The sequence below is a fragment of the Micromonospora sp. WMMD734 genome, from assembly GCF_049178975.1.
Classification (GTDB): domain Bacteria; phylum Actinomycetota; class Actinomycetes; order Mycobacteriales; family Micromonosporaceae; genus Micromonospora; species Micromonospora wenchangensis.
On sequence record NZ_JBMHMK010000001.1, the window covers coordinates 2,192,416 to 2,214,268 of the forward strand.

A 21,853-nucleotide genomic window follows, 5' to 3' on the forward strand; every position below is an offset into this window, starting at 1 on the left:
GTCGCCCGCCTCCACCCCGTCCCCGGAGGTTCATCCGCCATGCGCAGAAACCGCCGCCCGCTCGTCGTCGCCGCCACGGCGCTCGCCGCCGCGCTGCTCGCCCTCACCCCGCTCGGCGGCGCGCAGGTCGCCCATGCCGCCACCCTGTTCAGCGACGACTTCACCGACGGCGACCTCGCCGGCTGGTCGAGGTCCGGCGGCACCTGGTCGGTGGCCGCCGACGACAGCCCGGCGTTACAGCAGGCCAGGGCCGACACCGGCGACGCACGGCTGTTTGCCGGCAGCGCGTCGTGGGCCGACCAGGCCGTGCAGGCCCGGGTGAAGCCGCTGACCCTGCCCGGCAACGGCATGGTCGCGCTGCTGGCCCGCGCCAGCGGCGCGACCAGCTACTACCGGCTGGCCCTGCACGCCGGCGACCAGGTCCGGCTGGAGGCGGTACGCAGCGGCCGGGTCACCCCGCTGGGCGCGGTGTCCCACCCGGTGACGGTCGGCGGCTGGCACACGCTGCGGATCGAGGTCGCCGGGACGGTGGTCCGCGGCTGGGTCAACGGTGTCCCGGTCGGCTCCGGCACCGCAACCCTGACCGCGACCGGCCGGATCGGCGTGCAGACCGGCAGCGCCACCGCCCGCTTCGACGACGTGCTGGTGACCCGGGGCGAACCCGCGCCGACCAGTGCGCCACCGAGCCCCACCGCCACCCCGTCGGACACCCCACCGCCCACCGGCCCGACGCCCACGCCCACCGGGCCGGCCGAGGGATCCTCGGTGGTCGCCCCGGACGGCAGCGGGGACTTCACCAGCGTGCAGGCGGCGGTGGACGCGGTGCCGGCGGGCAACGCGAGCCGGTACACCATCACCATCCGGCCGGGCACCTACCGGGAGACGGTGACGGTCCCGGCCGGCAAGCCGTACGTGTCGTTCGTCGGGTCGACCGGGAACGCCCGGGACGTGGTGATCGTCTACGACAACGCCTCGGGCACCCCGAAGCCGGGCGGTGGCACGTACGGCACGTCGGGCAGCGCCTCGGTGACCATCGACGGCAACGACTTCACCGCCAGGCACCTGACCTTCGCCAACGACTTCGACGAGGCGGCGCACGACTACAGCGCCGAGCAGGCGGTGGCCGTACTGACCCGGGCGGACCGGCTGGTCTTCGACGACGTGCGGTTCCTGGGCAACCAGGACACGCTCTACCACAACAGCGCCTCGGTCGACGCTGTCGGCCGGGCGTACTTCCGGGACTGCTACGTCGAGGGCGACGTCGACTTCATCTTCGGCCGGGGCACCGGGGTCTTCGACGGTTGCGAGATCCGGTCGCTCGACCGGGGCTCCACCAGCAACAACGGGTACGTCACGGCGGCCTCCACGATGATCGCCAACCCGTACGGTCTGCTCTTCACCGGTTGCACCCTGACCACCGACGCGGCGGCGGCGCAGAGCGTGCACCTCGGCCGGCCGTGGCACCCGAGCGGGGACGTCAACGCGATCGGGCAGGTGGTGTTCCGCGACAGCGTGCTCGGCGCACACGTGAAGGACTCCCCCTGGACCGACATGTCCGGTTTCTCGTGGCGCGACGCCCGGTTCGCCGAATACCGCAACAGTGGTCCGGGGTCGACGGTCACCGCCGACCGGCCACAGTTGACCGACGAGCAGGCCCCGACCCACACCCCGCAGCGCTACCTGGCCGGCACCGACGGCTGGAACCCGATCCCCTGACGACGGTCCCGCCCCGGCGGCCCGACCCGACGTCGGGTCGGGCCGCCGGCCGCCCGGCCCAGCCCAGGCGGGCGGCACGCCCACGCGCAGGCATTTACATTAAACAAAGTTAACTGATAGCCTCCCGGCCATCGACGAGGAGGTATGTCATGCGACTTCGACCCGGGACGACAGCCTGGCTGGCCGGTGCGGTGCTGCTCGCCGCCGCACTGCCCGCCGCGAACGGTTTCGCCGCGCCGACCACCGCCACGGGTGCCGCCAGCGCCCTGGCGGCCTGTTCCGCACCGGCCTGGGCCGAGGGCGTCAGCTACCCCGTCGGCACCCGGGTCAGCTACCTCGGCCGGCTCTACGAGTCGCTGGTGGCCCACACCCCGCCGGCCGGCGCCGGCTGGAACCCGGCAGCCGTGCCGGCCCTCTGGCGGGACCTCGGCGTCTGCACCGGCACCCCCTCCCCCACCCTGACGCCGAGCCCCACCGCCACGCCCACCCGGCCCCCGACCCCGACACCCACCCCGACCCGCACCCCGACCCCGACACCCACCCCCGGCACGACGACACCGCCGCCGGACGGCACGGGCTGCGCGCTGAAGGCCCGGCCGACAGGCAAGGTGCTTCAGGGCTACTGGGAGAACTGGGACGGCGCGGCCAACGGCGTCCACCCGCCGCTGGGCTGGATACCGATCACCGACGCCCGGATCACCGGGCACGGCTACAACGTGGTCACCGCCGCCTTCCCGGTGATCCGCTCCGACGGCACGGTGCTCTGGGAGGACGGCATGGACGCCACCGTCAAGGTGCCCACCCCGACCGAGATGTGCCAGGCCAAGGCCGCCGGGCTGACCCTGCTGCTGTCGATCGGCGGGGCCACCGCCGGCATCGACCTCGGCTCGACCACCGTCGCCGACCGGTTCGTCGCCACCGTCGTGCCGATCCTCAAGCGCTACCACTTCGACGGCATCGACATCGACATCGAGACCGGGCTCACCGGCAGCGGCGACATCACCCGCCCGTCCACCTCACAGGCCAACCTGATCCGCATCATCGACGGCGTGCTGGCCCAGATGCCTGCCGGCTTCGGCCTGACCATGGCCCCGGAGACCGCGTACGTGACAGGCGGCAGCGTCACCTACGGCTCCATCTGGGGCGCGTACCTGCCGGTCATCAAACGGTACGTCGACAACGGCCGGCTCTGGTGGCTCAACATGCAGTACTACAACGGCAGCATGTACGGCTGCGCCGGTGACTCGTACCCGGCCGGGACGGTGGCGGGCTTCACCGCCCAGACCGACTGCCTCAACGCCGGCCTGGTCGTCCAGGGCACCACCATCCGGGTTCCGTACGACAGGCAGGTGCCCGGCCTGCCCGCGCAGCCCGGCGCCGGCGGTGGCTACCTCGCGCCGGCGTCGGTGGCGCAGGCGTGGAACACCTACCGGGGCGGCCTCAAGGGGCTGATGACCTGGTCGGTGAACTGGGACGGGTCCAAGGGCTGGACGTTCGGCGACAACGTCCGCACCCTCCAGGGGCGCTGAACCCACGGGTCGGGGCCCCGCCCACCGCGGCGGCCCCGACCGGACGGCGACCCGCCCGCAGCTAGGCGGTGACGTCGTCGAGGACCAGCCGGGCCCGACGGGACAGCGCCTTGACGCACAGCACCTGCGGCAGGGCGGTGGTGCCCCGCAGGCGTTTGGCCTCGTCCGAGCCCACGCCGTACTCCAGCACCGAGGTGCCGGCGTCGGCGAAGCCGTAGCGCATCGGCAGGTGGTAACCGACCAACGAGTACATGGGCAGGCCCTGGCAACGCTCGTAGTCGAACCCGGCATGGAAGCCGTACAGCCGTCCCTGGTGGTGGATCCACATGCTCATCGCCACCGGGGGACCGGCGTCCCTGGCCGCGGTGAACACCAGCGCGTCGGTGTGCCTGGCGATCGCGTCGAACCACGCCTGGAACTGCTCGTAGCTGGAGCACTGCCCGTACTTCTGTTCGAGCAGGTGGGCCAGCCGGGCGGCGTGATCCACGGTGGCTGCGTCGAGCGGCTCGACCGCAGTCCGCACGCCGGCCCGTTCGACGGCCGCGAACTCCCTGCGCAGCCTGTTCCGCTTCCGTGACGGCAGCGACGCGACGAACTCGTCGTAGTCGCCGTGACCGCACTCGAAGATGTGCCGGGCCGGGGCGGCGAACTCGACGAAGCCCGCTTCCCGCAGCGTACGCCGCAGCCCGGTGTCGGCCGCGTCGACGAACGGGAAGAACACCGCCGCACTGCCCCAGTCATCGGCCAGGTCGACCACGGCGTCGACCAGCTCCTGCCGGGCGCGGTCGGTCCGCCCGGCAGGGGCGTGCGGCGGGGTGAGTATCGACGAGTTGAACCAGGTGCCGCACATGAGGGACGGCTGGAGCGCCCCGGCGAGCACCTCGGCAGGGTGCCCCAGCACCGGCGAGTCCGCCGGGAACATCTTGTCCAGCCGGACGGTCTCGTCGTCGACGTCCAGGCCGAACTGCTGGACCGTCACGCCGGCCAGGACCGTCTCGCCCTCGGCCCGGACCAGGCAGCCGTTCGCCCTGGGCACCCAGGGGCCGACGGCCTCCCGCTCGACGGCGAGCCAGGCGGGGGCGTTGAACAGGTCGGCGGACCCACACAGTTCGGCCCACGCCGTCATGGCGGCCGCCTCGTCCAACCGCAGCAGCCGGACCCCGGTCACGCCGCAGCCTCCATCGTGCTCACCCGCACCGCGCAGACGAACCACCCGTCGGCCGCGGGCGGGCGCGGGTTCACCGGACCGCAGCAGGGCGGCCGGGTGACCGACGGCGTCGTGGCAGCCGGCGGCGGCCCGCCCGACGTGGCGGTGACCGGCTGCGGCGCACCGCCGGGCAGCACGCGGTCCGCCGATGGTGCGGGATAAGTCGACACCCTTGCGTTCACACTGGTGTCACAATCGCCATGCCAGCTCCTGACAGTCCGCACGCCTCGTCCTGATTCCGCTGGCCCGATCCCCATTCCGCCTGGTCCGGCGGATCGCGGACAAGCCGGCACCGAGCGCGCAGTTTAACAAGACCATGGTCGATAGACGCCACCCCCTATCGCGGGGCCAGCGATGGTATCGTCCCCTTCGGACAGTCATTAGGGCAACCGGCGTTCGGGAGCCCCCCGAACATGCGGTTGGTGTACATTCACGGCAGTGACTGGCCATGACTTCGGTCCTCGGGAGCACAACTCCCAGGCCGCACTTCATGAAGGTGGTTCGTGACTGTGAATGCCGTGGCGTCCGCGATGTCGCCTGCCCACGAAGCTTCTCACTGGCTATTGGATAAACTCACCAACGGGGGGCGACTGTCATTCCGGCTGGCCTGTTCACGGCTGACCTTGTGGGAATCGATTCTCGTGCAGCAGGTCCTCGGTCGCCCCGACGTCGAGGTCGTGCACGAGCGGCCGACCACCGGCCCGTCGGTCCGGGTCACCACGGCGGTGCTGTCCGGACTCGCCTTCTGGCCCGCCGAGGAGGAGCCGCCCGAGCACGCCGAGACGCTGGGCTGGTTGCGGCTACCCCCCGAGGTGCTGGAGATGGCGGCCGAGGAGACCCGGGTGCGGCAGGCCCGGGAGGACGCCGAACTCCTCGCCGTCGATGCCGTCCTGCGTGACTGGGTCGCCACCGGAGAACTCGACCGTCGACTGGTCGAGCTGGCCGACCGGGTGGAACGGGTCGAGACGGTGTACGTGCTCGTCGGGCGGGAGGTCTTCTCCAAGTCCGACGCGGGCTCCAACACGTTGACCCGCGACGCGCTGCTGGAGAAACTACGCAACCGGCCGCCCGAGCAGTGGCGCAGCGCCGACCGGCTGTTCGTGGTCGCCGCGCACTGCCTGTTCACCAGTGGCCGGTCGGTCCGGTTCGAGGAGTTCAACGCCCGGCAGCTCTCGGCGACCGCGCTACGCGACTACCTCACCGACCGCTATGCCACCTACTGCACGGCAACGGGTCACGAGCCGTCCGACCTGCACCGGCTGTCCCTGACGGAGCTCGCCGAACGGGTGCGGGCCCTGATGGTGGAGGTCGACCACTCACCGTGGATGCGCTACCGCCGCATCAACGGGCTGACCTTCGTCAAGAACGAGTACCTGGCGGACATCCCGTTGCCGCGCGATCCGGCGACGGTGCCCGAGCTGGTGGCGGAGCACGGCCGGGTCAACCTCGCGGTGTCCCTGTCCGGCGACGTCCGCGCCGACCTCCGGGCGATGACCATGGCCGCAGCGGCCCTGGACGCGGCGAGTGCCGGGCCGGACGCCGACGACGGCGGCGCGATCGGGGAACTGCTGGGCGCGATCGTCCTGTCCGCGGTCACGGCGACCGACTCGGACTACGGAATGAGCAGCGCCGTGCGCGATCTGGCCCGCCTGCGCGGCGCCCGGCCGGGTGCCCCGGACGGCACGCTGGCGTTGAAGAAAGCCAACTTCTTCTGCTGCTGCCTGCCACATCCCACCCGAATGCGTCCGCTCGCCACCGAGGAAGAGACGGTGCCCATCCTGTGGCGTGCCGCGCAACGGATGATGTACAACCGTTGGCACTTCGCGCCCGGCGAGTTCGACCGTGCGGTGATACCGCAGCAACGCCACTACTTCTTTCCGCCGCAGGTGCCCGACATCGCCGAGCACGCGGAACACCACCACGGCGGGCATGTGGCCTCCCGGGTCCGGTTCTCGATTCGGGCCCCCGGCGCGCAGGTGTGGCGACCGCCGTTCGAGATATTCGGGCACGGATACCGTGGTTGTTACGACATCAGACTGGTGCGTATGGAAGGGCCGGCGTACACGATGTCGGAACTGCGGACGGCCGTCGAGCACTGCTCACTCGTCGACGTGCTGTGGCGCACCCTGGCCGACGGCGTGGAGCGCGACGCGTTCCCGGTACGACCGGTCGGCGGGTTCGACAAGACGTGGTACGAGTCGCGCGGCTGGCAGCGGATGCGCCCGTACCCGCTCGCCGCCGGTCTGCTGGCCGGAGCATCCCCGCAATGACGGCCGACCCCGTGCTGACGCCGGCACCACCGATGACCTACCGGCAGGTGCTCACCACCCGCAACGTGCCTCAGCTCCTGCTGTCGGCCTCGTTGTCCCGGCTGGCGTCCGAGATGCTGTTGTTCGTCGTCGTGCTCTACGTGCTCGCGCAGTTCCGTTCCCCGGTCCTGGCCGGGTTGAGCGGGTTCTTCCTGACCCTGCCCGGCTTCCTGGTCAGCCCGATGGCCGGCGCGCTGCTCGACCGGGTGGGCGCCGCCCGCGCGGTCATCCTGGACAACCTCGTCAGCGCCCTCCTCATCGGCCTGATCGCGCTGGCCTCCGTGGGTGACTGGCTCACCCCCGCCGTGCTGCTGACCCTGCTGGGTCTGTACTCGCTGACCAGCCCGCTCAGCGCGGGCGGGATCCGGACGCTGTTCCCCCGGTTCGTGCCCGACGACGCCTACGACAAGGCCAACGCGCTGGACCTCAGCACCTACTCGGTCATCGAGGTCGTCGGTCCGCTGGTCGGTGGTGCCGTGATCGCGCTGATCGGCCCCGACCCGGCGCTGGTCCTGGTGGTCGCGATGTACGTGCTGGCCGCGCTGAGCCTGCTGCTGCTCCGGGGGTCAGCGGCTGAGCCGCCCCGGCCGGAACGCCGGCACCTGCTGCGCGAGGCGTGGGAAGGCATCACCTACCTCGTCCGCAACCCCACCCTGCGCGGGCTCGCCCTGTCCTACTCCTGCTACCAGGTCACCTTCGGGGTCCTCGTCGTGGCGGTGCCGGTCTCGGTGGCCCAGCGGGTCGACGGCGCAGGACCCACCGAGCAGTACGCCGGCGCGCTCTGGAGCCTGGTGGGTCTGTGTGGTGCGGTCGGTGCGCTGACCGCGGGCAAACTGCTGCGGGCCGGTCGGGAACGGCTGCTGCTGATCGTCACCACGGTGCTCTCCGCCTTCGCGGTCTACCCGCTGGGCGCCATCGCGATGCTCGCCACCCTGGCGGTCGGGCTGGCGCTATTCGGTCTGCTGGAGGGCGCCCTCAACGTGAGCGTGCTGTCGCTGCGGCAACGGCGGACCGATCCCGCGCGGCTGGGCCGGGTCATGACGGTCTCCATCAGCATCAACCTGATCGGGTTCCCGGTCGGCACCGCACTCGGCGGCGTTCTGGTCGAGCGTTCCGGGGCGCTCGCGTACGCGGTCGCGGCGGGCTTCGCGCTCCTCGCGGCGCTGTGGGGTGCCCTGGTCATCCCCCGGGAGGCGGCCGGGCGGGAGGCATGGTGAAGCCGGTCCCGCTCGCCGCGTCCCGGCGGGGCGACGGACCGCTGCTGGTCTGCCACCCGGGCGGCCCCGGAATGCATCCGGACTACCTCGACGCGGTCTACACGCTCGCCGACCGCCACGAGGTCGCGCTGCTGCATCCGCGCGGCACCGGCAGCAGCCCCCGGCCGACGCGCCCGGACGCCTACTCGGTGGACGAGTACGTCGCCGACGCCGTCGCGTGGATCGAGGCGTGCGGCGACGCACCGGTGCATCTGCTCGGCCACTCCCACGGGGGCGTGGTGGCGACCCGGGTCGCCGCCGCGCGTCCCGACCTGGTCCGCACGCTCGTCCTGCTCGGCACCCCCGCCTACGGCGGCGACCGCGCCGAGGCCGAAGCGGAGGCGCTACAGGCCGCGCGGGCGGCGGAACCGGAGTGCGCAGCGGCCCGGCAGGCACTGGCCGAGCAGGGCGACGGGTACCCACCGGAACGCGACCTGGGCCGGTTCATCGCCGCCATCATCCCGCTGTGGGTGGCCCCGATGACCGCGCACGCCAGGCGGTGGCAGGCCCGGGTCGCCGAGCAGCCGGTCAACCTGCACGCCATGCGCTACTTCGAGGAACACGTCTTCCCCGACCTCGACGCGGTCACCGCCGACCTGGCCCGGGTCGACTGCCCCGTGCTGGCCCTCGCCGGGGACCTCGACGGTTGGGCCGGGCCTGCGCATCTGGCCCGGCTCGCCGGGTGCGGCCCGAACGTGCGGACGGGGATTCTCGACCGCTGTGGACACATGTGCCACGTCGACCGCATCGACCACATCACCGACCTGGTCACCACGTTTCTGATCGAACACGAGAAAGGCCCAGCATGACAACCGCGCTGTGGAGCGAGGACGATTCCGCGTCGTTCATCCGCTTCGCCGAACACTTCGTCCCCGACCGTGCCGAGCAGATGGCCGTCATCAGTGCGATGGTGGGTCCGCTCGGTGACGGTGTGGCGCTGGACCTGTGCAGTGGGCCCGGCGCGCTCAGCCGTCGGCTCCTGGTCGACCACCCCGCCTGCCGCGTGGTGGGTCTCGACGCCAGCGACGCGATGCTCACCGAAGCGTCCCGGGAACTGGCCGGGTTCGGCGACAGGTTCGGCGTCGAGCGATTCGAGCTGGGCGCCCCCGACTGGCGACGGCGCGACGTCGCGCCCGCGGCGGTGGTGTCGTCGTTGGCCGTCCACCACCTCACCGGGAAGGAGAAGCAGCAGCTCTACCGGGACGTGTACGACATGCTCGCCCCCGGCGGCTCGCTCGTGATCGCCGACCTCGTCGAACCGGTCGGCCCCCGCTCCCGGGAACTGGCCCGCCGGATGTGGGACGAGTGGGTGCGGGACAACGCCGACCGCACCGGCCTGGGCGACGAGCCCTACCGGGCGTTCCACGCTCTCGAGTGGAGCTGCTTCGAGTACCCGGACGAGCTGGACAAGCCGTCCCCGCTGCCCGACCATCTCCGCTGGCTCGATGACGTGGGCTTCACCGACGTGGACGTCTACTGGATGAAGGCGGGCCACGCCATATACGGCGGCACCAAGCAGCGGAGCGGGCGCGATGGCTGAGACCCGGTCGTATCCACTGTGCCTGTTCGCCAACCTGGTCAACGAACTCATGGTGCGGGTGCCCGACGAACGGCACGCCCGTGCCCTGATCGCCGTGTCACCGCGGAAGATCTGGCTCACCCGACCCGGTGACGTCGTGGTTCTCCCCGTGGAGCCACCCCGGCAGTTCTGGGAGTACGCCCACGAGACGCTCGGCCTACAGCCCGGTGACGTGGAGCTGCTGGTCGCTGACTCGACCCCGCTGCGCCCCCTGGCCCACCGGCTGCGCGACCTCGACCTGGTGGAGTCGCTACGTGGGCTGCTGGCCACGCGGCCGGGCGTGCGTGGCCTGCCGTTCGCACTCGACCGCCCGACGCTGGAGCTCTTCGCCGAACTCGGTCTCGACGTGGACGGTTACGCCGACGGCGTGCCGGACGCGGCGGTGGAGACCGCCTACCGGCTCAACACCAAGTCCGGGTTCCACGACCTGGCCGAGCGGTTGCACATTCCCACCGTGCCGGGGGTGTTCTGCGCCGACCGGACGGAGCTGCGCGCGGCGCTCGACCGCCTCCTCGGTGCCGGCAAGGGCGCCGTGGTCAAGCTCGACCGCAGCTCCAACGGCTTCGGGCTGCTGTTCGTCCATCCCCACCAGCGCCCCGAGCTGGACGACCTGCTCGACGCGCAGCTCCGGTCGCTGGCCGGGCAACCGGAGGGGTGGCTGGTGGAGGAGCTGCTGCAGGTGGACGAGGTGCTCACCGTCGAGATGTGGTCGGCCCAGGACGGCCCGGTGGTGGTGCACACCGGGCAGATGAACACGCCGAACGGCAGCTTCAGCGGGCAGCTCACCCCGCCGTCCCGGTGGACCGGTCACCTCGACGAGCTGTCTGCGCACGGCCTGGCCTGGGGCGCCCGACTGCACGCCGCGGGTTACCGTGGCCCGTTCGACCTCGACGCGATCACCTCGGCCGGCCGGCTGTTCGTCACCGAGACGAACGTACGTCGCACCGGCACCACCTACCTGGAGTTCCTGGTGCGCCGGCTCGTCCCGGACGACCGGCAGGTGGTGTGGCTCGCCGACTCACGCGTCGGCTCGCGGGAACTGAGCTTCGCCCAGGCGGTCAAGGCCCTCCAGTCGGCGGGCATCGCCTTCACCGACGGCACCGGCGTGGTGCTGACCGCCGACACCCGGGCGCTGGACCGCAAGTGGCGGTTCCTGATCGTCGGCGCCGACCACGACCACGTCGGCCGGATCGAGAAGCAACTCAACAACATCCTCGAGTTGGGCTGACCGTGCTGCACGGAGGCATACAGCCGCATGCGAGCACGACGCACCACGTCGGTCTGCGCTCGACGGTGGAGATTCCGGCGGGGACGGTGGTGTGGTTCCCCTGCGTCAACTGTCCGACCTGGACGCCGGCGCAGCGCACGCTGCTCCCCGCCGACGTCGACCGGCGGCTGGACACCTGGGGGCACCTGCTCGGGGACGGTTCGCTGCTGGTGCCGTGCGCGGGCGCGGCCATGATGAACCACTCCTGCGCGGCGAACGTCCTCGACTTCGGCCTGGACTTCGGGATAGCGGTCGCCGACATTCCCGTGGACACCGAGGTCACCTGTGACTATTCGACCTTCTTCGCCGACGAGGGCTGGTCGATGCGCTGCGACTGCGGCACGCCCGACTGCCGGGAAGTCGTCGCGGTCGCCGACTACACACGCACGGACCTGCGCCGACGATGGACCGAGCAGATCGACGAGGCGCTGCGGTCGGCGTCCACCGTGCCGCAGCCTCTCGGCCCGCTGCTGGAGACGTGGAGCGAGACCTGGCGTCGTGTCCTGGCCGGGGTGACCTCGCTCGGCCAGGCGTCATCGGGCCACTCGATCGTACGGCCGGGATTCCTGGCGATGCGCTCGTAACCGCAGCGGCTGACCCTGCGGCCGGTGGACCGGCAGGACGCGCGGGAAGTCCGACGGTCGGGTCCGCCGCACGACGCGGCGGCCGGCCCCACGAGGGGACCGGCCGCCGCCGGGGCGTCACCGCCAGGTGTCGTTGGTGCTCCACGAGCCGCCCGACCCGACGGTGGCGCTGCGGTTGCCACCGGACTCCCAGGTCACCGTGCCGTCAGGGTTCTTCTTGAGGTACTTGTACTCGAACGTGGTGTTCGCCGGCAGAGCGACCGTGGCCCGCCACGACGGGTACGCCGCCGAGGAGAGCGCCACCGCGTTGGCCGGGTTCCACGAGCCCAGCGCCGCGACGCTGCCCACCACGAAGACATTCTGTCCGTACGAGGTGGTGGCGGTGACGGTGAACGACGCCCCCTGGGTGCCGGCCGGGTCACCCCGGAAGGTGTCGGTGACCGACGCGGTGCCGCTGCCCGGTGTGGTCAACGTCCGGTTGCTCCCCGACTCCCAGGTCACCACGCCGGCCGTGGTCTGCTTGAGGAACTTGAACTCCACCGCCGTGGCCGCCGGCAGGTTGACCACCGCCCGGTACGTCCCCCCGCCCAGCGCGGTCAGCTTGACCGCGGCGGCCGGAGCCCACGAACCCAGCGCCGGCACACTGCCGACGACGTAGGCGTCCTGACCACCGGCGAGGGACGCGGTGACGGTGAAGGTGGTGGCGACCGTGCCGGCCGGCGCGGTCGGCGTCGGCGTGGCGCTGGCCGTGGGTGTCGGGGTGGCGGTGGGCGTGGTCGCCGGGCCGCCCTTCGCGTTGACGTGCAGCGCCACCGCGCCGTTGGCGGGGATCTGCACGGTGGCCCGGCCGCCGTTGACGGTCACCGTGGTGCCGGTGCAGCCGGACGTGCCGCGCGCCCCGGAGATCACGTCGCAGTACGACCCGTCGGCCAGGCCGGTGGTGAAGGTGGCGGTGCTGGCGGACCCGGAGTCGTTGATCCCGATCCAGGCCCGGTCGCCCCGGTGGAAGCCGATGACGTTGCTGTTGACCACGGTGAAGTCGGAGACGGTCTTGACCGACTTCGCGGTGTTCGCCCAGCCGACCATGCCCTTGATCCCGGTGGACCGGGTCAGGCAGTTCCAGCTGTTGCCGCAGACGGTGTCGGTGACGTACCCGTTGCCGTCGGCGGGCGGCGACTGGTTACGGTTGGACCAGGTGAAGCTGTCGTAGACCGACGGCTTGCCGTGCGGGTAGGCCAACGCGAAGTAGTTGGCCAGGACGTAGTCGCTGCCGTCGCGGTAGGACAGCACCACCCCGTCGCGCTCCAGGTCGTGGTTGGTGACCATGGCGAACACGTTGGCGCTGGGCGCGTCGAGGTTCCAGCTCCCGACGTTGGCCAGGTTGGCGATCGAGCCCTGGAACGCCGACTTCAGGCCCTTGGCGTACCCGAAGTCGAGCACGTCGCCGTTGCCGATGAAGGCGCGGGCCTTGAGGGCGTCGTTGCTGGCCCCGTCGAAGATCTCCTGGGCGACGTACGGACGCTTGTTCTCGGCGGTGGTGTTGCGCACCTTGCCGAGGATCGCGGCGAAGTCGTCCTTCTTGACGTGCTTGACCGCGTCCACCCGGAACCCGTCGACGCCGAGGCCGACCAGGTCGTTGAGGAACCCGGCGATCTTGGTGCGGACGCTGTCCTTCTCGGTGTAGAGGTCGGTCAGGGACAGCAGCTCGCAGCTGGTCACCTGGGCCTCGTTGTTCCAGTCGTTGATCGCACCGGAGGTCGGGCAGTTGTCACCCGGGCGGTGGAAGTCGCCGGAGCCGTAGGGCACGGCCGGGAAGCTGTAGCCGGGGCCGGAGAAGTCGGTGCCGGCGTACCCGACGACCGACTCGGGGTTGTTGGCGCCGGCCATGTGGTTGACCACCGCGTCGACGTACACCCGTACACCGGCGTTGTGGCAGGTGGTGACCATGTCGGCGAATTGCTGCCGGGTGCCGAACCGGCTCTCCAGCCGGTAGGAGACCGGCTGGTACACCTCGTACCACGGGTGGACGCCGTCGGCGCTGCTCGGCAGGCTGACCGACTCCTGCGGCGGGGCGACCTGGACCGCGCCGTAGCCGGCCGGGCCGAGGTGGTCGGTGCACGCGGCGGCGACGGAGCGCCAGTTCCATTCCCAGAGGTTGGCGGTGACCTCGCTGTCGTTGAGGGCCGTGGCGGCGGTCGCGGGGGCGGTGGCCGGCAGCGCGCTCAACGCGGCGAGGGAGGAGGCGGTGACAGCGAGGGCGAGGAGGCCCCGTCGCAGACGGGTTCCCCGGGGGACGCGGGGTGTGGACATCAGGAGTGGACCTGCTTCCGGGGGTCGAAGAGGCACTGGTGGGTGTGGACGGCCGTCCGGTGGAGAAGACGATGCGGCATCGATGAAAGGTTTTGCAAGACCTTGCGGCAAAGTTTTCGACATCTGCCGGCAATGATCCGCAAGACCTTGCACCCTTTGGCGCGGCCGGCTCACCCTGCGTCGCCATCACCCCCGTGTCGGGGAGGTCAGCCCGGGGTCGCGACGGGAACCCGGCGTCCTGCGTACCCGCCCGGACGACACGGACCGGGCAGTCTCCTGACCGGCCCGGCCGTGCGCGTCGGTATCGACGCGCACGGCCGGGCCGGCGGATCACCGCCGGTCAGCGTCCCGGCGGCCGGGTGCTCACATCGGGTTCCAGCCGTCGCTGCCGGCAAGGTAGCGCTGCGGCGTGTAGGTGGCCGCCTGCGCGTCGGTGAGCTGCGGACGGTTGCCGTTCGTGCCGGCGCCGGGCCCGGTGTTGCGGTACTCGCGGAACCGCGCGTTCTGCCACACGTTGCCGGACATGTCGGTCCAGGGCTGGGCGGTCTTCAGGGTCGCGCTCAGCGTCGACTCCCGGTAGAGGACCTGGGCGTCCGGCCCCCACGGGCGACCGAGCTGGGTGGTGTTGTTGGTCGCCCCGGTGATCGTCGACCGGTAGATCAGCATCCCGTACGTCTTGCTGGCCGCCGTCCGGGCGGCGGTGATCGGCCCGCCGGTCGACCGCTTCTCGTAGAGCGAACTGCCGTCGATGACGATCGTGCCGCCGCCGAAGATGAAGTCGACGGTGCCCTCCACGTAGGAGCCGACCACGTACGCCCGGGTCTTGTCGTTGACCAGGAAGGTGTCCTGGTCGCCGAGGAGCCGCACGTTGCGCAGCACCGCCCGGTCGGCGTTCAGGTGCAGCGCCACCGCCTGCTGGTCGACCCCCGAGGTGTTCTCCACGAAGTCGTTGGCGATGGTCAGGTTCTCGGCGACGAAGTTCGCCCCGTCGACGAACATGCTCGCGCTGTTGAAGGTGCCGTAGGTGGTGCCGTCCGGCTTACGGGTGCCGGCCGAGTTGTTGTAGACGAGCACGACGTTCGACGGCGACGAGCCGAGCCCCCGCAGGGTGACGTTGGTCTTGTTCGACGCCACCCGGACGACCTCGCGGTAGGTGCCGGGCTTGATGGTGATGGTGGTGCGGCTGGAACTGTTCGCCGGCACCGCGTCGATGGCGGCCTGGACCGTGCGGTACCTGCCGGTGCCGTCCGAGGCGACAGTCGGCGTCCCGCTGGTCGGTGGCGGCGTCGTCGGCGGCGGGGTGGTCGGCGGCGGAGGCGTGGTGGGTGGCGGCGTCGTCGGTGGCGGGGTGGTGGGTGGCGGGGTGGTCGGCGGTGGCGGGGTCGTCGGCGCGGCGGTGGTGGGGGTGGTCGTTCCGGTGCAGGCCGTGCCGTTGAGCGTGAAGCCGGCCGGGTCGGGGTTGCTGCCGGTCCAGGTGCCGTTGAAGCCGACGTCCACGACGCCGCCGGTGGCGATGGCGGCGTTGTAGTCGAGGTTGGTGGCGACCACGGTGCCGCTGGCCGGGCTGGCGGTGAAGCCCCACGCGCTGGTGATGGTCTGCCCGGCCGGGAAGGTCCAGCCGAGCCGCCAGCCGCTGACAGGGTCGCCCAGGTTCCTGATCGAGATGGCGGCGGTGAAGCCGCCGTCCCACTGGGCGCCGACCTGGTAGGTGACCTGACAGCCGGCGGCGGCCTGCGCCGAGACGGCGGTGACGACACCGGCGACGAGGGTGGTGGTGACGGCGGTGGCGACAATCGACGCCGCCCGCCGGGTGCGATTTCTCACGAGCGAACTCCCAGGGGTATCCGACACGGACAGCCGTGGGAGCGCTTTCCTGAGCCTCGCACACCCGACTTCCGCTGTAAAGCGTCACCGGCCGGGCACCCCCGGTAGGCGCGGGTCGGACCGGCCAACCTGCGGCTGATCATCCTGTCGGTCGGGCCTGTTACGGTCGCGCCGCTGTCACACCAGTCGAGCCGGAGGTAGGCGTGATCCGTTCGCACATGTCGTCGTTCGCCGGAATGCCGGTGGTTGCCTTCACACCGGGGATGACCCTGCCCGACGACCCGTCGGCCGTCGCCTGGCGGCTGGAGGTCGAGGACTTCGAGGCCGAGCCGGAGGAGTTCGCCGGCCTGGTCACGGCGCTGCGGGCCGAGGTGCCCGGCGAGGCGGTCCGCGCCCTGGTCATCGGCGAGTGGGGTTCGGCGTACGAGCGGGCCCTCCCGGTCGACCTGCTGGCCGACGCCGCGAAGGACTGGACCGCCCTACGCGCGGTGTTCCTGGCCGACCTGGTCAGCGAGCAGTGCGAGATCTCCTGGCTCACCCACGGCGACCTCACCCCGCTGCTGGCCGCCTACCCGGAGCTGGAGACCCTGTGGGTACGCGGGGCCAACGAGCTGACCCTGCAACCGGTGCGCCACACCGGCCTGCGGGAGCTGGGCTTCCAGACCGGCGGCCTGCCCGGTGCGGTGACCCGCGCGGTGGGCGACTGCGACCTGCCCGCCCTGCGCCGGCTCGACCTGTGGCTCGGCCGGCAGGACTACGGCGGCGACACCGGCGTCGACGACCTGGCCGTCATCCTGTCCGGCGACCGGCTGCCCGCGCTACGGCACCTGGCGGTCTGCAACGCCGAGTTCGCCGACCACGTCGCGAAGGCGGTGGCCACCGCCCCGGTGGTGTCCCGGCTGGAGGTGCTCGACCTGTCGATGGGGGTGCTCACCGACCCGGGTGCCGAGGCGCTGCTGGCCGGGCAGTCGCTGACCCACCTGCGTCGCCTCGACCTGCACCACCACTTCCTCTCCCCCGAGGTGGCACAGCGGCTGACCGACGCGCTGCCCGGCGTCCAGGTCGACCTGGACGACCCGCAGACCCCCGACGAATACCACGGCACGGTCTACCGGTTCACCGCGGTCGGGGAGTGAGCGACGATGACGTTCGGTTCCCACGCGCAGACGTTCGCCGGGCTGCCGGTGGTCGAGTTCCCCGCCGACGGTCCACCGCCCGCCGTGGACGGTCCGGTCTGCTGGCGGATCGCCGACTGGCACTTCGACGGCGACACCCGGCAGGACATCCTGTCGGAGCAGTTCCGGGACCGGTTCGACAGGTTCGTCGAACAGATCGGTGACCGGGTCGAGGCGCTCGTCGTCGGGGCCTGGGGATACGCGGCGTTCCACCACGCCCCGATCGCCCAGCTCTGCGCGGCTGCTCCCCGGCTGCCCCGGCTGCGGGCCCTGTTCCTCGGCGACATGGTCGTCGAGGAGTGCGAGGTCTCCTGGATGCGGGTCGGCGACGTCAGCCCGTTGCTAACGGCATACCCGCAGCTTGAGGTGCTGCGGGTACGCGGCGGCGAGGACTTCAGCTTCTCCCCGGTGCGGCACGGGCGGCTGCGGACGCTGTCCGTGCAGAGCGGCGGGCTGTCCCGGGAGTTCGTCGCCGCGGTGCTCGCCTCGGAGCTGCCCGCGCTGCACCACCTGGACCTGTGGCTGGGTACCGACGACTACGGCGGCGACACCACCGTGGCCGACCTGGAGCCGTTGCTGGCCGGCAAGCTCTTCCCGGCGCTGCGCCGGCTCGGGCTGCGCAACTCCGTGATCACCGACGAGTTGGCCGCCGCGCTCGCCACCGCCGCCGTGGTGCCCCGGTTGGAGCGGCTCGACCTGTCGCTGGGCACCCTGTCCGACGACGGGCTGGCCGCGCTGCTCGCCGGGCAGCCGCTGACCCACCTGGCCGCCCTCGACCTGCACCACCATTACCTGTCCGAAGAGGCCGCCGACCGGGTGGTCGCCGCGTTGCCCGGCGTCGAGGTGGACGTCTCCGAACCGCAGGAACCGGACGAGGACGACGGGGAGACCTACCGCTACACGGCGGTGTCGGAGTGACATGCGACTGACCGTGGTGGGCAACCCCGACAACCGGCGGGTCGCGCTGTTCCGGCGGGCCGTACGCGAGGCGGGGTTGCCCGACCCGGCGGTGCTGCCCTGGGCGCGGGTGCTCACCGGGGCGACCCCGCCGGACGCCGACGCCCTGGTCCGGGTCGACTCCCCCGGCGAGGACGCCGAGGTGGACCGGCTGCTGCGCGGCGCGGCCACCCCCGCCCGGCACGGGGAGCTGATCGGCCTGGCCGACACGTACGCCGGGCTGGTGGCCGGGATGGGCCGGGTGGCCGCCGGGGGCGCGACGCTGCTCAACCACCCCGACGACGTGGCGGCGCTGTGCGACAAGCGCCGCTGCCACGCGTTGCTGTCGGCCGCCGGGGTGCCGGTGCCGGCGGCGCTCCCGCCGGTCGGCGGCTATCCGCAGTTGCGGGCGGCGATGACGGCGGCCGGCTGGCACCGGGTGTTCGTCAAGCCGGCGCACGGCTCGTCGGCGGCCGGCGTGATCGCCCTCGCGGTCGGGCCGCGCCGGGTGCAGGCCGTCACCCCGATCGAGGTCACCCCGGACGGGCTGTTCAACTCGCTGCGGCTGCGCCGCTACGACGACGAGGCGACCGTCGCGGCCCTGGTCGACCGGCTCGCCCCGGAGGGCCTGCACGTGGAGCGGTGGCTGCCCAAGGCCGGGTTGGCCGACCGGGTGGTCGACCTGCGGGTGGTGGTGGTCGCCGGCCGGGCCACCCACGCCGTGGTCCGGGCCGCCCGGGGACCGCTGACCAACCTGCACCTGGGCAACGCCCGTGGCGACCTGGACGCGCTGCGGGCGGCGGCCGGCCCGACGGCCTGGGCGGCGGCGATGCGGACCTGCGAACAGGCGGCGGCCTGCTTTCCCCGGTCGCTGCACGTCGGGGTCGACCTGATGTTCCTGGTGGGCTGGCAGCGGCACGCGGTGGCCGAGGTCAACGCGTTCGGCGACCTGCTGCCCGGGGTGCTGGCCGACGGCCGGGACACCTACGCCGAGCAGGTGCACGCGCTGACCAGCGGCCGGTGGGACAGGTGGCGGGAGGAGGCCGGATGCGCACGCTGATCGGCAGTCACGACATCTGCCTGGTCACCCTGGACACGCTGCGTTTCGACGTGGCCGACGAGTTGGCCGGGGCCGGTCGGACACCCCGGCTGGCCCGGGTGCTGCCGGGCGGGCGGTGGGAGCGGCGGCACTCCCCCGCCAGCTTCACCTACGCCGCGCACCACGCCTTCTTCGCTGGTTTCCTGCCCACCCCGGTCGGACCGGGCCGGCACGAGCGGCTCTATGCGGCGGCGTTCCCGGGCAGCGAGACCGCCGGGGACGACACCTGGGTCTTCGACGCCCCCGACCTGCCGACCGCGCTGGCCGCAGCCGGTTACCACACCCTCTGCCTGGGCGGGGTGGGCTTCTTCAACCGGCGCAGCCCGCTCGGGTCGGTGCTGCCGGACCTGTTCGCCGAGGCGTACTGGGAACCGGAGTTCGGGGTCACCTCCCCCACCTGCCTCGACGCTCAGCTCGACCGGCTGGCCGAGGTGCTGCCCGGCCAGCCTGCCGACCGGCCGGTGTTCACCTTCCTCAACGTCGCCGCCCTGCACCAACCCAACCGGCACCACCTGCCCGGCGCGGCGCACGACAGCCGGGACAGCCACGCCGCCGCCCTGGAGTACGTCGACTCCCGGGTCGACCGGCTGTTCGCCCTGCTCACCGGGCGGGGACGGCCGGTGTTCACGATCATCTGCTCCGACCACGGCACGGCGTACGGCGAGGACGGGCACACCGGCCACCGGATCGGCCACGACGTGGTCTGGACCGTCCCGTACGCCCACTTCACTCTGCGACCGGGGGAATGGTGACCAGCACCGACACGGGCCTCGACGGCTCGCCGTACCAGCAGTACCTCTACGCGTACCCGCACAAGACCTCCTACCGGGCGCTGCGGCCCCGGCCGCTGCTCGCCGACGTGTGGCGGGCCGAGGCCCGCGACGCGCTCTTCCTCTACGTGCACCTGCCGTTCTGCGAGATGCGCTGCGGCTTCTGCAACCTGTTCACCCGGGCCAACGCCCCGCAGGAGCAGGTGACGGCCTACCTGCGGCAACTGCGCCGACAGGCCGGGCGGATCGCCGACGCGCTCGGCGACGACGCCGGGTACGCCAGGGTGGCCTTCGGCGGGGGCACCCCCACCTACCTGACCGCCGACGAGCTGACCGACCTGTTCGACATCGTCACCGGCACCTCCGGGGCGCGGCTGCCGGGCGTACCGCTGTCGGTGGAGACCTCGCCGGCCACCGCGACGCCGGACCGGCTCACGGTGCTGGCGGCGCACGGGGTGCAGCGGGTGAGCATCGGCGTGCAGAGCTTTCTCGACGTCGAGGCACGGGCCGCCGGCCGGCCGCAGCGCCGCGCGGAGGTCGAGACGGCGCTCGGTGCGATCCGGGCCGCGGCGGTCCCGGTGCTCAACATCGACCTGATCTACGGCATCGACGGGCAGACGGCGGCGACCTGGCAGGAGAGCCTGGACGCGGCGCTGGCCTGGCGGCCGGAGGAGCTGTACCTGTACCCGCTCTACGTGCGGCCGTTGACCGGGCTGGGTCGGCGGGCACACGGCCGGGCCGACTGGGACGCCCACCGGCTGGCCCTCTACGAGCAGGCGGTGGAGATCCTCGGCGCGGCCGGCTACCGGCAGGAGTCGATGCGGCAGTTCCGCCGTGTCGACGTGCCCGCCCCGGACGGGCCGGACTACTGCTGCCAGGACGACGGCATGGTCGGGCTCGGCTGCGGGGCGCGCTCCTACACCACCGCGCTGCACTACTCGTTCGATTACGCGGTCGCGGTGTCGCAGGTCCGGGCGGTGCTGGACGACTACCTGGGCCGGCCGGCGGACGACTTCCGGTACGCCGAGTTCGGGTTCGCCCTCGACGGCGCCGAGCAGCGCCGCCGGTGGCTGCTCAAGTCGCTGCTGCGCGCCGAGGGGGTCGACGCGACGGCCTACGCCGCCCGGTTCGGCCGGCCGCCGGGCGAGGACTTCCCCGAGCTGGGACGCCTGGCCGACCGGGGCTGGGCGGACGCCGACGGGCTGCGGCTCACCCCGGCCGGGCTGGCCCGCTCCGACGCGATCGGCCCGTGGCTGACCTCCGCCCGGGTCCGGCAGGCGATGACCGGGTACGTGCCCCGGTGACCGGCCGGCCGCTGTTGCCGCCACACGCCGGCACGTCCCGCACGGCGCTGCCGCTGCACCCCGTCACGCCCCGGGCGGCGCAGCCGGGCTGTTCGGGTGCCGGGGGTGCCGACGTCGGGATGGAGCTGGCGGTGCTCTACCGGGGGCCGTTGGCGAGCTGCAACTACGACTGTCCGTACTGCCCGTTCGCCAAGCGGATCGACCCGCCGGAGCTGCTGCGCGCCGACCGGGCGGCGCTGGACCGGTTCACCGGCTGGGTGGCGGCCACCACCGACCGGCGGCTGTCGGTGCTGTTCACCCCGTGGGGCGAGGGGCTGACCCGCAGCTGGTACCGCGACGCCATGGTGACGCTGTCGCACCTGCCGCACGTCGACCGGGTGGTCATCCAGACCAACCTGGCCGCCCGGGTGGACTGGCTGGCCGACGCCGACCTGGCGACGGCGGCGCTGTGGACGACGTACCACCCGGGGCAGGTCACCCGGGGGCGGTTCCTCGCCCGCTGCGCCCGGCTGTCCGAGCTGGGCGTGCGCTACTCGGTGGGGGTGGTCGGCCTGCCCGAGCACCTGGCCGAGGCGCGGGCGCTGCGCGCCGCCCTGCCCGGCGAGGTGTACCTGTGGGTCAATGCCGCCGACGGGCACCACTACACCGCCGGGCAGGAGGCGACCTGGACGGCGCTGGACCCGCTGTTCGGCTGGAGCGTCCGTCCGCACCCGTCGCTCGACCGGCCTTGCCACGCCGGGGAGACAGCGATCTCCGTCGCGGGCGACGGCACCGTGCGCCGCTGCCACTTCCGGCCCGCGCCGATCGGCAACCTCTACGACGGGTCGTGGCGGGCCGCCCTCAAACCCCGGGCGTGCGACGCCGCGCTCTGCGACTGCCACATCGGGTACGTCCACCTCAAGCCGCTCGGGTTGCGCGACGTGTTCGCCGGTGGGCTGCTGGAGCGCATTCCCGCAGCCTGGCCGGCACCGGGCCCCGAACGCTGAGT

General features: G+C 72.4%; 17 protein-coding genes. 14 read left to right on the plus strand and 3 right to left on the minus strand.

Features of this window, described 5'->3' with window-relative positions; translation table 11 throughout:
* Positions 1-39 precede the first annotated feature (39 nt).
* Positions 40-1,716 carry a pectinesterase family protein gene (locus ACN267_RS09240; protein WP_421488420.1) on the plus strand — a complete coding sequence of 559 codons (1,677 nt, stop codon included), beginning with the start codon at positions 40-42 and terminating at the stop codon, positions 1,714-1,716.
* Positions 1,717-1,865: 149 nt separating this feature from the next.
* The gene (locus ACN267_RS09245) at positions 1,866-3,245 is read left to right on the plus strand and encodes a carbohydrate-binding protein (protein ID WP_421488421.1); all 1,380 of its coding nucleotides are present in this window, start codon (positions 1,866-1,868) and stop codon (positions 3,243-3,245) included.
* Positions 3,246-3,306: 61 nt separating this feature from the next.
* Here the strand turns inward: ACN267_RS09245 and ACN267_RS09250 are convergent, their stop codons facing one another.
* Positions 3,307-4,413, minus strand: a complete 1,107-nt coding sequence (locus ACN267_RS09250) for a GNAT family N-acetyltransferase (RefSeq protein ID WP_421488422.1) — start codon at positions 4,411-4,413, stop codon at positions 3,307-3,309.
* Positions 4,414-5,093: 680 nt separating this feature from the next.
* Here ACN267_RS09250 and ACN267_RS09255 point away from each other — a divergent pair.
* Genes ACN267_RS09255 through ACN267_RS09280 form a run of 6 tightly spaced genes read left to right on the plus strand, consistent with a single transcriptional unit; the run spans position 5,094 to position 11,447 of the window.
* Positions 5,094-6,722 (plus strand): hypothetical protein, encoded by a 1,629-nt coding sequence (locus ACN267_RS09255; RefSeq protein ID WP_421488423.1) that lies wholly within the window; start codon positions 5,094-5,096, stop codon positions 6,720-6,722.
* Entirely contained in the window at positions 6,719-7,978 is a 1,260-nt protein-coding gene (locus ACN267_RS09260) for an MFS transporter (protein ID WP_204959888.1), read from the plus strand. Before ACN267_RS09255 ends, ACN267_RS09260 begins: the two co-directional genes overlap by 4 nt.
* Entirely contained in the window at positions 7,975-8,826 is an 852-nt protein-coding gene (locus ACN267_RS09265) for an alpha/beta fold hydrolase (protein WP_421488424.1), read from the plus strand. Before ACN267_RS09260 ends, ACN267_RS09265 begins: the two co-directional genes overlap by 4 nt.
* The gene (locus ACN267_RS09270; RefSeq protein WP_421488425.1) at positions 8,823-9,557 is read left to right on the plus strand and encodes a class I SAM-dependent methyltransferase; all 735 of its coding nucleotides are present in this window, start codon (positions 8,823-8,825) and stop codon (positions 9,555-9,557) included. Before ACN267_RS09265 ends, ACN267_RS09270 begins: the two co-directional genes overlap by 4 nt.
* A complete protein-coding gene (locus tag ACN267_RS09275; protein WP_421488426.1) occupies positions 9,550-10,824 on the plus strand; it encodes a peptide ligase PGM1-related protein in 1,275 nt (424 codons plus the stop codon). Before ACN267_RS09270 ends, ACN267_RS09275 begins: the two co-directional genes overlap by 8 nt.
* Positions 10,825-10,826: 2 nt before the next feature.
* Positions 10,827-11,447, plus strand: coding sequence for an SET domain-containing protein (locus ACN267_RS09280; RefSeq protein ID WP_372446002.1), 621 nt, complete (start codon positions 10,827-10,829; stop codon positions 11,445-11,447).
* Between the two features lie 117 nt (positions 11,448-11,564).
* Here ACN267_RS09280 and ACN267_RS09285 read toward each other — a convergent pair whose 3' ends face one another.
* Both ACN267_RS09285 and ACN267_RS09290 read right to left on the minus strand, forming a co-directional pair.
* Positions 11,565-13,757 (minus strand): carbohydrate-binding module family 20 domain-containing protein, encoded by a 2,193-nt coding sequence (locus tag ACN267_RS09285; RefSeq protein ID WP_204959899.1) that lies wholly within the window; start codon positions 13,755-13,757, stop codon positions 11,565-11,567.
* A 363-nt stretch (positions 13,758-14,120) separates the two neighbouring features.
* Positions 14,121-15,581, minus strand: coding sequence for a pectinesterase family protein (locus tag ACN267_RS09290; protein ID WP_421488427.1), 1,461 nt, complete (start codon positions 15,579-15,581; stop codon positions 14,121-14,123).
* 203 nt (positions 15,582-15,784) lie between these two features.
* Here ACN267_RS09290 and ACN267_RS09295 point away from each other — a divergent pair, with 203 nt between their 5' ends.
* Genes ACN267_RS09295 through ACN267_RS09320 form a run of 6 tightly spaced genes read left to right on the plus strand, consistent with a single transcriptional unit; the run spans position 15,785 to position 21,851 of the window.
* The gene (locus ACN267_RS09295; RefSeq protein ID WP_281897725.1) at positions 15,785-16,717 is read left to right on the plus strand and encodes an STM4015 family protein; all 933 of its coding nucleotides are present in this window, start codon (positions 15,785-15,787) and stop codon (positions 16,715-16,717) included.
* 6 nt (positions 16,718-16,723) lie between these two features.
* On the plus strand, positions 16,724-17,674 hold the full coding sequence (locus ACN267_RS09300) for an STM4015 family protein (RefSeq protein ID WP_421488428.1): 951 nt from the start codon (positions 16,724-16,726) through the stop codon (positions 17,672-17,674).
* 1 nt (position 17,675) lies between these two features.
* Positions 17,676-18,752 carry an STM4014 family protein gene (locus ACN267_RS09305; RefSeq protein ID WP_421488429.1) on the plus strand — a complete coding sequence of 359 codons (1,077 nt, stop codon included), beginning with the start codon at positions 17,676-17,678 and terminating at the stop codon, positions 18,750-18,752.
* Positions 18,740-19,543 (plus strand): STM4013/SEN3800 family hydrolase, encoded by an 804-nt coding sequence (locus ACN267_RS09310; RefSeq protein ID WP_421488430.1) that lies wholly within the window; start codon positions 18,740-18,742, stop codon positions 19,541-19,543. Before ACN267_RS09305 ends, ACN267_RS09310 begins: the two co-directional genes overlap by 13 nt.
* On the plus strand, positions 19,540-20,865 hold the full coding sequence (locus tag ACN267_RS09315; RefSeq protein WP_421488431.1) for an STM4012 family radical SAM protein: 1,326 nt from the start codon (positions 19,540-19,542) through the stop codon (positions 20,863-20,865). The genes ACN267_RS09310 and ACN267_RS09315 overlap by 4 nt, the downstream gene beginning before the upstream one ends.
* Positions 20,862-21,851 (plus strand): STM4011 family radical SAM protein, encoded by a 990-nt coding sequence (locus ACN267_RS09320; protein WP_421488432.1) that lies wholly within the window; start codon positions 20,862-20,864, stop codon positions 21,849-21,851. Before ACN267_RS09315 ends, ACN267_RS09320 begins: the two co-directional genes overlap by 4 nt.
* Positions 21,852-21,853: the final 2 nt, after the last annotated feature.

What these genes read in the sequence shown, in the direction of transcription:
- ACN267_RS09240 (WP_421488420.1), top strand. Translation starts at nt 40, where the DNA reads ATGCGCAGAAACCGCCGCCCGCTCGTCGTCGCCGCCACGGCGCTCGCC.
- ACN267_RS09245 (WP_421488421.1), top strand. Translation starts at nt 1,866, where the DNA reads ATGCGACTTCGACCCGGGACGACAGCCTGGCTGGCCGGTGCGGTGCTG.
- ACN267_RS09260 (WP_204959888.1), top strand. Translation starts at nt 6,719, where the DNA reads ATGACGGCCGACCCCGTGCTGACGCCGGCACCACCGATGACCTACCGG.
- ACN267_RS09270 (WP_421488425.1), top strand. Translation starts at nt 8,823, where the DNA reads ATGACAACCGCGCTGTGGAGCGAGGACGATTCCGCGTCGTTCATCCGC.
- ACN267_RS09275 (WP_421488426.1), top strand. Translation starts at nt 9,550, where the DNA reads ATGGCTGAGACCCGGTCGTATCCACTGTGCCTGTTCGCCAACCTGGTC.
- ACN267_RS09285 (WP_204959899.1), bottom strand. Translation starts at nt 13,757, where the DNA reads ATGTCCACACCCCGCGTCCCCCGGGGAACCCGTCTGCGACGGGGCCTC.
- ACN267_RS09300 (WP_421488428.1), top strand. Translation starts at nt 16,724, where the DNA reads ATGACGTTCGGTTCCCACGCGCAGACGTTCGCCGGGCTGCCGGTGGTC.
- ACN267_RS09305 (WP_421488429.1), top strand. Translation starts at nt 17,676, where the DNA reads ATGCGACTGACCGTGGTGGGCAACCCCGACAACCGGCGGGTCGCGCTG.
- ACN267_RS09310 (WP_421488430.1), top strand. Translation starts at nt 18,740, where the DNA reads ATGCGCACGCTGATCGGCAGTCACGACATCTGCCTGGTCACCCTGGAC.